The sequence below is a fragment of the Wolbachia endosymbiont (group B) of Aricia artaxerxes genome, from assembly GCF_964026975.1.
In the GTDB taxonomy this organism is placed as follows: domain Bacteria; phylum Pseudomonadota; class Alphaproteobacteria; order Rickettsiales; family Anaplasmataceae; genus Wolbachia.
Window position 1 is genome coordinate 831213 of the sequence record NZ_OZ034718.1, and the last position, 13568, is coordinate 844780.

The 13568-nt window shown below is 33.1% G+C and carries 12 protein-coding genes and 1 tRNA gene; 7 read left to right on the plus strand and 6 right to left on the minus strand.

All coding sequences use genetic code 11. From position 1 onward, the window contains the following. Positions 1 to 78 precede the first annotated feature (78 nt). The 6 genes from AAGE00_RS03720 to AAGE00_RS03745 all read left to right on the plus strand — a co-directional run bounded on the left by AAGE00_RS03720 (position 79) and on the right by AAGE00_RS03745 (position 8905). Positions 79 to 1590 carry an HlyD family type I secretion periplasmic adaptor subunit gene (locus AAGE00_RS03720; protein ID WP_341815368.1) on the plus strand — a complete coding sequence of 504 codons (1512 nt, stop codon included), beginning with the start codon at positions 79 to 81 and terminating at the stop codon, positions 1588 to 1590. Positions 1591 to 2146: 556 nt separating this feature from the next. Beyond that, on the plus strand, positions 2147 to 2911 hold the full coding sequence (gene coxB, locus AAGE00_RS03725; protein ID WP_213863699.1) for a cytochrome c oxidase subunit II: 765 nt from the start codon (positions 2147 to 2149) through the stop codon (positions 2909 to 2911). Positions 2912 to 2926: 15 nt separating this feature from the next. Further along, positions 2927 to 4477: a cytochrome c oxidase subunit I gene (ctaD, locus tag AAGE00_RS03730; protein ID WP_213863698.1), complete on the plus strand. Its 1551-nt coding sequence runs from the start codon at positions 2927 to 2929 to the stop codon at positions 4475 to 4477. A gap of 1 nt (position 4478) precedes the next feature. Further along, positions 4479 to 5366, plus strand: coding sequence for a heme o synthase (locus tag AAGE00_RS03735; RefSeq protein ID WP_213863697.1), 888 nt, complete (start codon positions 4479 to 4481; stop codon positions 5364 to 5366). Between the two features lie 175 nt (positions 5367 to 5541). Further along, positions 5542 to 5979 (plus strand): ribonuclease HI, encoded by a 438-nt coding sequence (gene rnhA, locus AAGE00_RS03740; RefSeq protein ID WP_007302764.1) that lies wholly within the window; start codon positions 5542 to 5544, stop codon positions 5977 to 5979. Next, positions 5972 to 8905 (plus strand): AsmA-like C-terminal domain-containing protein, encoded by a 2934-nt coding sequence (locus tag AAGE00_RS03745; protein WP_007302765.1) that lies wholly within the window; start codon positions 5972 to 5974, stop codon positions 8903 to 8905. Before rnhA ends, AAGE00_RS03745 begins: the two co-directional genes overlap by 8 nt. Before the next feature lie 30 nt (positions 8906 to 8935). On the opposite strand, the gene AAGE00_RS07935 is transcribed toward AAGE00_RS03745, so the two are convergent. The 6 genes from AAGE00_RS07935 to AAGE00_RS03770 all read right to left on the minus strand — a co-directional run bounded on the left by AAGE00_RS07935 (position 8936) and on the right by AAGE00_RS03770 (position 13301). Next, positions 8936 to 9349, minus strand: a complete 414-nt coding sequence (locus AAGE00_RS07935; RefSeq protein ID WP_012481730.1) for a YqaA family protein — start codon at positions 9347 to 9349, stop codon at positions 8936 to 8938. Next, positions 9318 to 10712, minus strand: coding sequence for a cysteine--tRNA ligase (gene cysS / locus AAGE00_RS03750; protein WP_012481729.1), 1395 nt, complete (start codon positions 10710 to 10712; stop codon positions 9318 to 9320). Before cysS ends, AAGE00_RS07935 begins: the two co-directional genes overlap by 32 nt. Continuing rightward, positions 10705 to 11361 (minus strand): exopolysaccharide biosynthesis protein, encoded by a 657-nt coding sequence (locus tag AAGE00_RS03755; RefSeq protein WP_007302767.1) that lies wholly within the window; start codon positions 11359 to 11361, stop codon positions 10705 to 10707. Before AAGE00_RS03755 ends, cysS begins: the two co-directional genes overlap by 8 nt. Before the next feature lie 114 nt (positions 11362 to 11475). Next, positions 11476 to 12129, minus strand: coding sequence for an exopolysaccharide biosynthesis protein (locus AAGE00_RS03760; RefSeq protein ID WP_007302768.1), 654 nt, complete (start codon positions 12127 to 12129; stop codon positions 11476 to 11478). 126 nt (positions 12130 to 12255) lie between these two features. After that, on the minus strand, positions 12256 to 12423 hold the full coding sequence (locus tag AAGE00_RS03765; protein WP_006013840.1) for a twin-arginine translocase TatA/TatE family subunit: 168 nt from the start codon (positions 12421 to 12423) through the stop codon (positions 12256 to 12258). Between the two features lie 140 nt (positions 12424 to 12563). Then, positions 12564 to 13301 carry an ABC transporter ATP-binding protein gene (locus tag AAGE00_RS03770; protein ID WP_007302769.1) on the minus strand — a complete coding sequence of 246 codons (738 nt, stop codon included), beginning with the start codon at positions 13299 to 13301 and terminating at the stop codon, positions 12564 to 12566. A gap of 151 nt (positions 13302 to 13452) precedes the next feature. Here AAGE00_RS03770 and AAGE00_RS03775 point away from each other — a divergent pair. After that, positions 13453 to 13526 (plus strand) — tRNA-Arg (locus AAGE00_RS03775). Positions 13527 to 13568 lie beyond the last annotated feature (42 nt).

Sequence of the window (13568 nt, forward strand, 5' to 3'; positions counted from 1 at the left end):
CTAAGTAGAGTACTTAAGATATAGATTCTTTGTTTTTGTGTGTTATCCTGATTAACAAGAATTCGCAGTAGTATTATAATGAGTAAGTTAAAAAAGCTTAGTGCTGGACTTTCTTTGACAGGCCTTATTGGTAGTGATGATATAGATATGCAAAGGGCAGGAAATAGAAAGAAGAAATATCAATTTTTGGATAAGACGTTCGCATGGATTGATGCGATGATAAATTTTATTTTTAAACGTGAGAGTAATAACGTAAATGAAGTCCTAAAAGTCACATGGGGACCACTATTTTTTGGTTTAGTGGTGATATTCATCTTTTTTGGAATAGGTGGTATTTGGTCAGCTATAGCTCCAATTGACGGAGCAGTGCATGCAAGTGGAGAAGTTATTGTCTCTTCAAATAGAAAAATAGTGCAACACTTGGGTGGGGGAATAATAAGCAAAATTTTAGTAAAAGAAGGTCAAGCAGTTAAAAAAGATGAGCCTTTAGTTTTATTAAGTGATGTTAACGAAAAGGCAAATTTGAGTATAATTAAAGAAAAACTCTTATCACTTTTGGCAACTGAAGCAAGACTTATTGCAATCAGGGGAGACTTAGATACGCTAGAATTTTCTGATGAGGTTAAAAGATTATCTAACGATGAACTTGTAAATAAAGCGATAAAGAATCAGGTAAAGTTGTTCAACTCTCAGAGAAAGAGTATATTAGGAAAAACTGACATACTGCAACAACGTATAAAGCAGTTAAATGCTGAATTAGCAGGGCTAAATTTTCAACTAAATGCAGCCCATAAGCAATATGACTTGATAACTGAGGAGTTAGAAACAAAAAGACAATTACTTGATAGTGGCCATATAAGCAAACCACACATTTTAGCTTTAGAAAAACAGTTTGCTGAAATTGAGGGTAGAGTTGGACATTACCGTTCTGCAATATCTCAAGTACAGCAAAAGATTGGAGAAAATGAGTTAGAGATTATAAATGTGAAGAATGATGCTCAAGAAAGAGCAAATGCTGAGCTTAAGGAAGTTAATACATCTATTGCAGACTTAAAAGAGAGGCTGATGGTTGCTGAAGATTCGTTAGCACGTACAATAATTAAATCACCTCAAGATGGTATAGTTACAGATATAAGATACCACACTGAAGGTGGTGTTATACAATCTGGAGTCCCAATCCTGAGTATAGTACCATCAGATGATGATCTAATAATAGATGCTAAAGTTCTAACCAGAAACATAGAAGAGATACTGTCAGCAAAAAAGAAAGATAGCAATATAGTCTCTATCGACGGACTAGAAGGGCTGAAAGTTAAAGTAAGGCTGAGCGCTTATAGTGCACGTCGCTTAAGTTTAATTAACGGTATAGTAAACCATATTTCCCCTGATGCTCTTGATGATCCAAGGATGGGGCGTTATTATTCAGTGCGAGTGGTGATACCAAAATCAGAACTTGCTCAATTTAAAAACGTATACCTATATCCTGGTATGCCAGTAGAAGTATATATAGTTACTCAATCTCGCACTCTTTTATCGTTCTTGTTTACACCTATAATTGCAACATTCGATAGATCTTTCATAGAGAGATAATTTATTTGGCTTTTCTAGAAAATTTGTTTACAGAGTTTGATATGCAAAAAAATTTACACACAAGTAGTGTATTATTTTATAATTATTTTCTATAATATGTAAATCTTTGATTTAAGATGCAAATGCTAACGTAAACATTAAAGGTTAATTAGTAAACTCAGCTGTATAATAGAATTAAAGGAATTAGTAAGATTTTTACCTCAATGAATTATAAATAGGCAAACTTACTTAAAGTTTAATAGTGTCTGTTACTGCTTTTAGGTGTGAGGCTAGAGGGTTATTAGCAATAACAGACACTATTAAACTTATTATAGAATTTCCTTAAAGTAAATACTTAACTTAAAATATTATAATATTTTAAGTTAAAATAGATTCATGTAAATGCTTTTTCCTCAAGTTAGTATCGTATTATTATATTTATTAAATGCTAAAAAAACATTAATCATCATTTACTTTTGATTCAATATTTAGCAAAACACTTGTGTAAATTCTATAATCTCTGTTTGCATAGTAAGTGTATATATATTATTATACAGTTAGTTTTACAGCAAAAAATATGGTGAAGTTATTTGCATTATTGATAATGTTTTACTCAAATATATCAATTGCTTCTGCTCCTACTTCTTGGCAATTTGGATTTCCTGCGCCTGCAACTGAGATAATGGAGGTTGTAGTTAAGTCACATTCGTTTGTGATGAGTGTAATGATTGCAATTATGCTTTTTGTATGGGCCCTGCTTGCTTATGTAGTATTTCGCTTTCGTAAGGGCAAAGTGAAAAATGTCAGTAAAATAACTCATAATATCTTTGTAGAAATTATCTGGTTTGTTATACCAACGATTATTGTTGGGGTATTGGCTTTTAAAAATGCTGAATTAATTAAACTACAGGAGAAAGTGCCAAAAGCTGACATAACACTAAAAGTTATTGGTCATCAATGGTATTGGAGTTACAAGTACCCAGAATATCAAGGTATTTCATTTGACAGCTATATAAAAGGAAAAGAAGACTTTACCGAAAGAGATTTAAAACTATTCTCTGTTGATAATAACGTTATTTTACCTATCAATACTAATATTCGTTTACAAGTGACAGCAGGAGATGTAATACATAGCTGGGGAATACCGGCTTTTGGTATAAAAATTGATGCAATACCAGGTAGGCTGAATGAAGCATGGTTTAACGTTACAAAGCCCGGTATTTATTATGGGCAATGTTATGAACTATGTGGTCAAGGTCATGGATTTATGCCAATTGTTGTTGAAGCAGTGAGTAAAGAAGATTTTAATAAGTGGATTGAAGATAAAAAATTAGTAAGTTAAGTTTGGAGTATAGATATGAGTGATGTACCAAAAGGTATAAGACGTTGGCTGTTTTCTACTAATCACAAAGATATAGGGACACTATACATTATTTTTTCCATATTAGCTGGAATTATTGGTGGATTATTATCGGTAATTATTCGTACTCAGCTAATGCACATTAATATACTTAACAATAATTACCAGCTATATAACGTAATGATTACAGGGCATGCGGTAATAATGGTGTTTTTTATGATAATGCCAGCCTTAATGGGAGGATTTGGTAATTGGTTCGTACCTCTCATGATTGGTGCACCAGATATGGCATTTCCTCGTATGAATAATTTAAGTTTTTGGTTGTTAGTTTCATCTTTTATTTTGCTTATCCTCTCGGTATTTGCTGGCGAAGGTCCTGGAACAGGATGGACTTTATACCCACCTTTGTCGCAAATTATGTCCCACCCAAGTGCAGGAGTTGATCTTGCTATACTTGCACTTCATATTGCTGGTATGTCATCAATTGTTGGGGCGATCAACTTTATAGTTACCATATTCAATATGCGTGCAAAAGGTATGTCACTAACTAAGATACCACTATTTGTTTGGTCTATTTTACTCACGTCATTTATGTTAATTGTTGCCTTACCGGTACTTGCTGGTGCTATAACTATGCTGCTCACTGATCGTAATATAGGTACCTCCTTTTTTGATCCTGCTGGTGGTGGTGATCCTGTGTTATTTCAACATCTGTTTTGGTTTTTTGGTCATCCAGAAGTTTACATAATTATTTTTCCTGCATTTGGTATCATCAGTCAGATTGTGTCAACTTTTTCTCATAGGCCAGTATTTGGTTATATGGGAATGGTTTATGTCATGATAGGAATAGCAACGTTTGGCTTCATGGTTTGGGCTCACCATATGTTTACTGTTGGGCTTAGCGAGGATGCTGCTATATTTTTTAGCACTAGCACAATTTTCATTGGTGTTATAACTGGTGTAAAAGTCTTTAGTTGGATTGCAACTATGTGGGGTGGAGCGATTGAATTGAAGACACCAATGCTGTTTGCATTAGGTTTTATTTTCATGTTTGTTGGAGGTGGTATAACAGGGATAATTCTTTCTCACGGTGGAATAGATAAACTTTTACACGATACCTATTATGTCGTTGCTCACTTTCACTATGTCATGTCGCTTGCTGCATTATTTGGAGCCTTCGCTGGTTTTTATTATTGGATAGGCAAAATGTCAGGTAAGCAATATAACGAGTGTTTAGGAAAGGTACACTTTTGGCTCACTTTTATTAGCACCAATGTTACTTTCTTACCTCAGCATTTCCTGGGATTAGCCGGCATGCCAAGGCGTATACCTGATTATCCCGACGCGTTTATCCCTTGGAATTATATATCCTCAGTTGGCTCATATATGTCCTTTGTTTCAGTTATGTTTTTTGTGTTTATAGTTATACATCTCTTCAAATGGGGCAAGAAAGCTGGAGATAATCCTTGGGAAGGTGACACTTTAGAATGGACGGTATCTTCACCACCGCCTTTTCATACTTTTGAAAAACCACCAGTGATAAAATAGAATGTACACAAGTGTTTTGCTAAATGTTGAATCAACAATACTGGATTTTTGGCATTTGCTAAAGCCAAGGATAATGTACCTTGTAGTGTTTACTGCAATTGCTGGAATAGTTGCTGCACCAGGTAGCATTCATCCTTTCCTTGCACTAATATCTCTTATGTGCATTGCTCTTGGTTCAGGATCTGCAGGTGCAATAAATATGTGGTATGACAGAGATATAGACTTGCTTATGGAGAGAACAAAAAACCGCCCTATACCTTCAGGTAGAGTTTCTGCAGAAAGCGCGCTTGAATTTGGCATAACTCTTGGAATATTGTCAGTATTTATCATGGCAATAGCAGTGAACTATGTTTCTGCTGCTTTGCTTGCAATTAGCATATTATTTTATGTTTTTGTGTATACAATTTGGCTCAAAAGGCGTACTCCGCAGAATATTGTTATTGGTGGTGCAGCAGGTGCTTTTCCTCCAATGATTGGCTGGGCGGTTGTAACTGACTCTGTAAGCTGGGAAAGTTGTATTCTATTTTTAATAATTTTTATGTGGACTCCACCACATTTTTGGGCTCTATCCTTAAATAGATCTGAAGATTATACAAAAGCATCGATTCCAATGTTCAATATCGTTTATGGTCCAGAAAAAACGAGGAAATATATATTAATCTATAGCGTGTTACTCGTATTAACTAGCTTACTCCCAGCACTATTTTTGAAAAAGGCTCTATTTTACCTCAATATGGCAATTATTGAAGGGTGTGTTTTTATTTGGTCTGCTGCATCCGTTATAAGGCTTAAGAGTCATAGCTCGCAGAAAAAAATGTTTTCTTATTCGATTTCTTATCTATTTTCTCTGTTTGCCAGCGTTATTTACTGCTCTATTGATTTGTTTTAACCATGAAAGAACATAAAAACTATCTTTTACTTTCTCTTCTAATAATGCTCGTTGTAGCACTTTTTTTTATTTCCATAATAAAATTTAAAGGTGCGGCTTAAATTGCCTCTATATCTATAAAAATTGTGATTTTATAGAAGCAACGATATACTTTATTAATTCACTACAGTTAAAGATGAAGAAAAAGGAAGTGACAATATACACAGATGGAGCATGCTCTGGTAACCCAGGGACAGGAGGGTGGGCAGCAATCATATTATTTCAAAATCATAGAAAGAACATCTGTGGTAGAGAAGAAAATACTACAAATAATAAAATGGAGTTAACAGCAGTGATCAATGGACTGAAGGTATTAAAATTTCCTTGTAATATCAGTTTGTATACGGATAGCCTCTATATTAAATACGGTATAACAGAATGGATAAATAAGTGGAAAATGAACGGCTGGAAGACAAGTAATAAGAAGTCAGTAAAAAATATAGAATTATGGAAAGAATTAGATAATGCTGCTTTGCAACACGAAATTAATTGGAATTGGGTGAAAGCGCATAATGGTGACAAATACAATGAGGAAGCTGATATTCTAGCAAGAAAAGCAATAATCAATGCTTAAAAAAATTACTATATCATTTTCTATAATTTTATTATTTATATCCTGCTTCTTTATCTTTTTTAAAGGTGAGGGACCTCTAGAAATCAATATTAGTTATATTAATTTTTATATAAAGAAAAAAATATTAAAGATATTTACCAATTCGGATGTCAGCATGGAGAGTACTTCGGTTATTTGGCATCAAGATGGCAAGCTAGTCATTACAGATTTAAAAATAACAAATCCTGATTTTACAATAGAAGTTCCTGAGCTTTTCGTACACTTTAAGTTAAGTTCCAAAAAGTTCTCTCAGGTTTTAGCTGATAATGTACACATATATATCAAGAGGGAGGAGAGCAAAGAGATAACATCTGTAATGACAGAGAAGATGAGTAGTACAAAAAATCTGCTAAAGACAATAAGAAAATTTTTTTTCTACTTCAATGCAGACTCAAGGATTAAAATTACTAACATTGCTATCAATAAAAGCATGGAAGGTGAATTTTTTATTGATAAAGTATATGTAGGGAAGGGGGAAGATTTCAATGTTTTGGATATTCGTGTCCATACAAAAGAAGGTAAAGGGTTTCTAGATGATTTATCCATTACGATAAAAAACCGTAATAATTTACTAAATTTCTATGGAACATTCTATAACCTAAAGTTGGGGCTATTTAACGAATTTTCCACACTAGTTAAAAGTTACAATTTGGACAAAGAAATAGGATTCAAAGGAAACTTTTCAATTAGAATTAATGGAAAGGATGAAGTTGTGGACGGAAACATATACGTGTTAAATACAGAGAGTCACTCAGGTAAAAACTTAGCCTTGACTAATGTAAATGTAAATTTGACATATAGTGATGAAATCATTAGCATAAAAAACTTTCATTTTAAGTTAAATGATACTTACCTTTCTTTGATTGGTAAAATGAACTTTGGCACAAATCATGCTTTGCTTAGAGTTAATATTAGTAAACTTGTTGCAAAAGATTTATGTACTTATGTACCAGATGGTCTAGTGAACAATGAATTTAGAAAGTGGTATTGTAATAATATTGATGGGAATATTATAAATACAATTATAAGTTTTAACGGTAAAATCGATAGTTTAATAAATGATGATCTGTCAGGTATTGTAATTGTTGCTGATATAGAAAATGGCAGCGTTCAATTTGATGAGGATTTTGAACGAGTAGAGAACTTGAACGGTGAGTTAACCCTCAAGGATAACAATCTCAAAATTATTGTAAATAGCGCTAAGTTCCAGAATTTCAATATTGATGGTGGCGAAATTGAGATGCAATCTCTTAATAAAGAGGATTCTGTTCTCACAATTAATGGTCAGGCTGTAAGTGATGCTTATGGGTTATATGAACCTATAAAATTTAAGCTGGATGATATGATGAAGATTACAAGGGACAGTATAGGTGGAATAGCAAAATCTGTATTCAGTTTTCACATTTTTAATTTAAATGCTGATGATAAAAAAGTAGATTTTTTAGCCAAATTTCATTCTGAAATTGATAATTTTGTCGCGTATAATGGCAGTCTTGGTAAATATGAGATTAAGCTTGATTTCGGCGGAGATTTTATTGATTTAAATGGCAGTGGTATGGTAAATAATACACAGCTGCTATTTGACCTCAAAAGTAGCAATAAAAATGAAAATTTTGCCTGGAGTTTGACTGGAGATTTGCCTGCTCAAATACTTAATTTCGGTGATGGCTATATCAATGCAAATATAGAGTCAGTAATGTATCAAGACAAAACAGGGTATGTTAATGGTAATATAGATTTATCAGAGCTCGAGTTGCGTTCAAGCTACTTAGGGTGGAAAAACCATTTTGAAGATCACAATGAAGTTTTATTTTCTACAAGGCTAAAAGGAGTAGGTAAGTTACTAATAGATAAACTAGATGTTGTAGGAAATGATCTAGACATAAAATTTAGCGGAAGAGTAGAAAATGGAAATCTATATTTAAATTCTAGCAACTTTAAATTACCTGATAATAATTTTAGTATAGAAATTGAATCAGGTAAGGAGAAAAATGCCATAACTATTCACGGTGAGAAAATCAACTTAAGTGATGTGTTAGGTTTACTTGGCAAAGATAGTAATCGATTAAATAACAAAATAGAAGTTACTATGAATGTTGATAATATAATTATGAAAGAAGGAATTATCATAAAAGATGCTAAGCTAAATGTAACTTGTGCTAAAGGTGATTGTAGTGGAAGTCAATTCACAGGACAGTTTTTAGAAGATAACAGTAATATACTAGTAGAACATAGTGAAATAGGGCTTGAAATATATTCGGATAATTCAGGTATGCTTTTGCGTTCTTTAGGTATTGGTAAATCAGTTAAAAATGGCAAATTATCTCTTTATCTATCTTCTAAGAGAGAAAATGGAGAACATTATGGTATGTTATCTATCAGCAATTTCTATATCAAAGATGCTCCACTGCTTACCACTTTATTATCAATGTCTTCACTGCCTGGTATTGTAAATGCTATAAAGAACGAAGGTGTACATTTTTATAAGTGTAATGCACCTTTTTCATATAAAGATGGCACTGTTGAAATTGAAGAATCTTGGCTTGAAGGAGCGGAACTAGGCATTAGCACTAGTGGTACGCTCGATATTAAGGGTTATAAATTCCAGGTTGAAGGACAAGTAATACCGGCATACTCAATTAACAAATCTTTGTTGAAAATCCCTATAATCGGAAAACTTCTGACTGGTGGAAAGAGTAGGGGGATTATTTCAATAGACTACAAAGCAAATGGTGATGATAAAAACAACAACGTATCTGTTAATCCTATCTCTTCGCTAACCCCAAGCTTACTTAAGAGGTTATTAGGAGTATTTGATCGTATTATGACAAAAAGTAATAAAAGCATTTTAAAAGGTAGTTTGAAGAAGAAATTTAGCTCAATATGACCAGAAGAAAAGTTGTTTATTGATGTTTAGTTAGATGGTAAACGTTAGATACAACAAACAGAGGAAGTTAGATAAAATAATTAAGGGAACAAGAATATAAAGGTTTAACTTGAAGTAACCGGATAAAATCTGAGTCACACTTCCAAGTGCTGGTACCCACGAAAGCAATGCAACTGCACAAATCAGTAGGTGCCTTACAATTTTTGGTGTTTTGTCTTCATTCTCTAATTTGTGATGTGATCTTCTGATAAAAATTGTTATTCTACCTAAATACCAGTTAGCTATTCCACCAAGACTGGATCCTAATACTCCAAAAAGTAATATAAGTAGTTGATCGTAGTTTGACCTAAAGCATAACATAGTGTAAAGTACAAAACCTTGATGTATGGGTAAGATAAGCGATGATACTAGGCTATCTATAAACAATAGGAGATAATTTTCCATACCAAGTTGTTGTACCATCTTCGTTGTCAGAAATTGTAACCCCCATTTGTTTCAATTGCTCTCTTATTTTGTCTGCAGTATCATAATCTTTATTTTGTTTTGCTACTTTTCTTAAGTCTATCAACCTTTCTATTTCTTGATGACTCACACCACTTGCAAACCACTCTTGATAACTTGACTCAAGAATACCAATGAACCTTGCGCTTTTAACAAACTTCTTAGTTAATTTGAGCTTCTCATATTCATTACTTGTCTTATTGATTTCTGTAGCCATTTCATGCAATATGGCTACAGCTTCAGGAATGTTTAAATCGTTTTTCAAAGCCTCTATAAAATCTTTAGAGACTTCTGTATCACTTTCCTCAATACATGTACTACGTAATAACCGATAAAACTTGTTTAAAGTTTCTTGCGACTCAGAGATAACATTTTCTGTCCAATCAAGTGGTTTTCTGTAGTGAGTTTTAAGCAGCGCATAACGTATTACTTCACCCTTTATTCCACTATCTAACAAATCCCTTACTTTGACTATATTAAATAAGGATTTGCTCATTTTCTCTTCATTTACCGTAAGAAACCCGTTGTGTACCCAATATTTTGCAAACGTTGACTCAGCAAATGCAGATTTACTCTGTGCAATTTCATTCTCATGATGAGGAAATTGCAAGTCTATACCCCCACCGTGAATGTCAAAATCTTTGCCAAGGTAAGCATATGACATTGCTGAACATTCTATATGCCACCCTGGTCTTCCCTCTCCCCATGGACTATTCCAGTGACTTGAAAGTTTATAGTCAGTTTCGTTTGCAGGTTTCCAAAGTACGAAGTCTCCTGGGTGTTTTTTATTTTCACCAACTTCAACTCTACTACCGTAGTTTAATTCATCAATTTTTTTTCCTGATAAAACGCCGTATTCAGGGTAAGATTCTACACTAAAATATACATGTTTATTGGATTCATAAGCATGACCAGCTTGCAGCAAAGACTCAATTAACTTGATAATGTTATCTATGTTTTCCGTTGCTTTTGGTTCATATGTTGGTTCTGCACAATTTATGCTTTCCATGTCTTCATGAAAAGTTTTAGTGTAATATTTGCTAATGCTTTCTATATTACTATTTTTCTCATTTGCTGCATTGATTATCTTGTCATCGATGTCGGTTATATTACGCACATAAGTAACTTTTCCATAACAAAATTTAAGCAGTCGAAATAATACATCGTAAACAACAATAGAACGTGCATTACCTATATGTGCTGTATCATATACTGTTGGCCCACAAACGTACATTTTTATATGATCTTTATCGATCGGTGTAAAGGGCTCTTTTTTTTTTGTTAAAGTGTTGTAAAGCTTAACCATATACAAAGCTTTTTAGAAAAGAAAATGCTCCAAATATAAGCTGTGGTCCTTTAACTATTACGACAAGAGTAAGTAATAACCCACACAATGATACTAATACTCCCATTATAGAGAGAAATCCATCTTTGCTCATGATACCCAGTGAAATGAGAGTTGTACCAATTGCAGGAATGAAGTTAGTTAAAGGAAGTGGGATTGCTATCGATAATGCACAAAGCAGCATTATAAATGCTAAAATATTTTCACCAGGACCACGAAAAATGAAAGACATTCTTGGTTTCATGAACTTTTCTATTTTTTTTAATGTAGGTGAAGTTTTCTCTACCACGAGAGCTAGTGTTGAACGTTGAAAAGATTTCCTTTCTAGCCAATTAGGCATCCAAGGAGAATCAAACCCAAATAGAAGCTGCAGTGAAAATAAGATTAAAGGTATAGAAAGAATGGTTGTATAGCCAGGTGGAACAGGTATAGGTACTGATAGCGGTAAAGAGAAGATGATTATTAAAATACCAAAACCACGCTCATGTAAAGCTGTTTTAATATCAAATAATGTTACTTTATCATTATCGTTATTATTAGTATCTGCAACCTCTTTTAGAATATCAGAGGCCAATTTTTTATCTTCAGTCAATTTCACACTTTTTTCCACAGTTACCCTTTAATAACAATATAACTTCTAACTAACATAGTTATTGCTATATTTCAATATCGATTATTCATTTCATGCTGTACTTCATTCTTTTATTAAAGTGTTGTAAAGCTTTTAAGTTATAAGGCTTTTAAGAAGAGAAAGTGTTCCGGCTATAAGTTTTGGTCCTTTAACTATTACAATAAGGGTAACCAATAACGCACAGAATGAAACTAACACTCCTAACGTAGATAAAAATCCATCTTTACCCATAATGCCGAGTGAAATAAGAGTTATACCAATTGCAGGAAGGAAGTGAGTAAAAGGTAATGGAAGAGCTATTATTATTGCACAAAGCAACATCATAAAAGCTAGAATCTTTTCACCCGGACCAAGAAAAATAAAAGACATTCTTGGTTTCATGAACTTTTCTATTTTTTTTAATATAGGTGAAGTTTTCTCTACCACGAGAGCTAGTGTTGAACGTTGAAAAGATTTCCTTTCTAGCCAATTAGGCATCCAAGGAGAATCAAACCCAAATAGAAGCTGCAGTGAAAATAAGATTAAAGGTATAGAAAGAATGGTTGTATAGCCAGGTGGAACAGGTATAGGTACTGATAGCGGTAAAGAGAAGATGATTATTAAAATACCAAAACCGCGCTCATGTAAAGCTGTTTTGATGTCGAACAATGTTACTTTATCACTATCGTTGTTATTGGTATCTGCAACCTCTTTTAGAATATCAGAGGCCAATTTTTTATCTTCAGTCAATTTCTCACTTTCTTCCACGATTAACCTTTAATAACATTCTAACTAACATAATTATTACTGTACTTCAATCATACCTCTTCAATTCTTTAGCCTTGTTTAAACAAATGACACGCACTTTAGTGCGTGTCACGAAACATAAGGAAGCTAACGATCTGGTTCATTAGATGATAGTTTCTCTGAATCCTTAAGTTCTTGTTTAAGGTTTTTAATGCCTTTGCCTAAATCACCCATAACTTGTGGTAACCTACCTGCACCAAACAGAACTAAGATTATTATTAAGACTAGAAACAGCTGCCATGGACCTAAACTCATTTGTACCTCCGTTGAAAATATTAACTTTTAGGTATTAAAACTTGACTGAAGCCAAGTGATACATAAATTATATCACTTTTATTAAATTATAAATCAAGAGTTTTTAATTATCTTATAATAGTTTTAGCCTAACATTAAGTTTAGTTTAGCTGTAGAGTAAAAGGAAGCTCACTAAAAAATTTTGCTAACGTATCATCTTTAGGTCTGTGGTATATGTAGCTAGGAACTCCTGATTGAATAATTTTACCATTTTTCATCACGTAAATAAAATCTGCAACTTTCAACGCTTCTTGCGGATCATGAGTTACCATGAGTACAGGAATATTTTTGCTTCTAAAAAGTGACAATATATGGTGCCTTATTCGATATTTGAGCAGTATATCTAAATTAGAAAATGGTTCATCGAGCAAAACAACATCAGGATTTTGCGCCATTACTCTTGCTATTGCAACTAATTGTTGCTGTCCTCCTGATAAAGCATGAGGGTACATGTTTTCATATTTTTCTATATTAAATAGCTTTAAGATTTCCAATGCAGTAAGGTATTTTTCTTTCTTAGAAGTACTGCAAATAGCAAAAGTTATATTTTCTATTACTGTTTTATGAGGAAATAATGCAGAATGCTGAAAAATCAATCCGATATTTCTACGCTCTATAGCAATTGACACTTTGTTACTTGCAACTAATTTATCATTTATAACAATGGTTCCAGATTTTGGATTTTCTATTCCTGCGATTAATTTTAGAATTGTTGACTTGCCACAGCCAGAATGACCTAGTAAACAGGCAACACTTCCTTTCTTCACTTGAATGTTGATGTTGCTTAAAGCAAAGCCATCTTGATTACTATAAAAGTAACTAATATTGTTAACTAGCATTAATCTTTCAATTGGAATCGTATTATTAAATATAACAGTATTACATTCAAGAAATACAGAAATATTTTTTATTATTGTGAATTAATTGTACAGGGTGCCTAGAAAAATGCGAGACTTTTTGCTATAATTTTGCATAAATAGCAGAAGACATGGGACTATAGCTCAGTAGGATAGAGCGTTGGATTCCTAATCCGAAGGCCGTGCGTTCGAATCGCACTAGTCCCACTTAATCTTAATAAAGTAGAAGAAACTAACACAGGTTTACAA

Bases quoted from the DNA above. Each gene is read 5' to 3' on its own strand.
- AAGE00_RS03745 (WP_007302765.1), top strand. From the start codon at position 5,972: ATGCTTAAAAAAATTACTATATCATTTTCTATAATTTTATTATTTATA.
- ctaD (WP_213863698.1), top strand. From the start codon at position 2,927: ATGAGTGATGTACCAAAAGGTATAAGACGTTGGCTGTTTTCTACTAAT.
- AAGE00_RS03765 (WP_006013840.1), bottom strand. From the start codon at position 12,423: ATGAGTTTAGGTCCATGGCAGCTGTTTCTAGTCTTAATAATAATCTTA.
- rnhA (WP_007302764.1), top strand. From the start codon at position 5,542: ATGAAGAAAAAGGAAGTGACAATATACACAGATGGAGCATGCTCTGGT.
- AAGE00_RS07935 (WP_012481730.1), bottom strand. From the start codon at position 9,349: ATGGAAAATTATCTCCTATTGTTTATAGATAGCCTAGTATCATCGCTT.
- AAGE00_RS03735 (WP_213863697.1), top strand. From the start codon at position 4,479: ATGTACACAAGTGTTTTGCTAAATGTTGAATCAACAATACTGGATTTT.
- cysS (WP_012481729.1), bottom strand. From the start codon at position 10,712: ATGGTTAAGCTTTACAACACTTTAACAAAAAAAAAAGAGCCCTTTACA.
- coxB (WP_213863699.1), top strand. From the start codon at position 2,147: ATGGTGAAGTTATTTGCATTATTGATAATGTTTTACTCAAATATATCA.
- AAGE00_RS03720 (WP_341815368.1), top strand. From the start codon at position 79: ATGAGTAAGTTAAAAAAGCTTAGTGCTGGACTTTCTTTGACAGGCCTT.
- AAGE00_RS03770 (WP_007302769.1), bottom strand. From the start codon at position 13,301: ATGCTAGTTAACAATATTAGTTACTTTTATAGTAATCAAGATGGCTTT.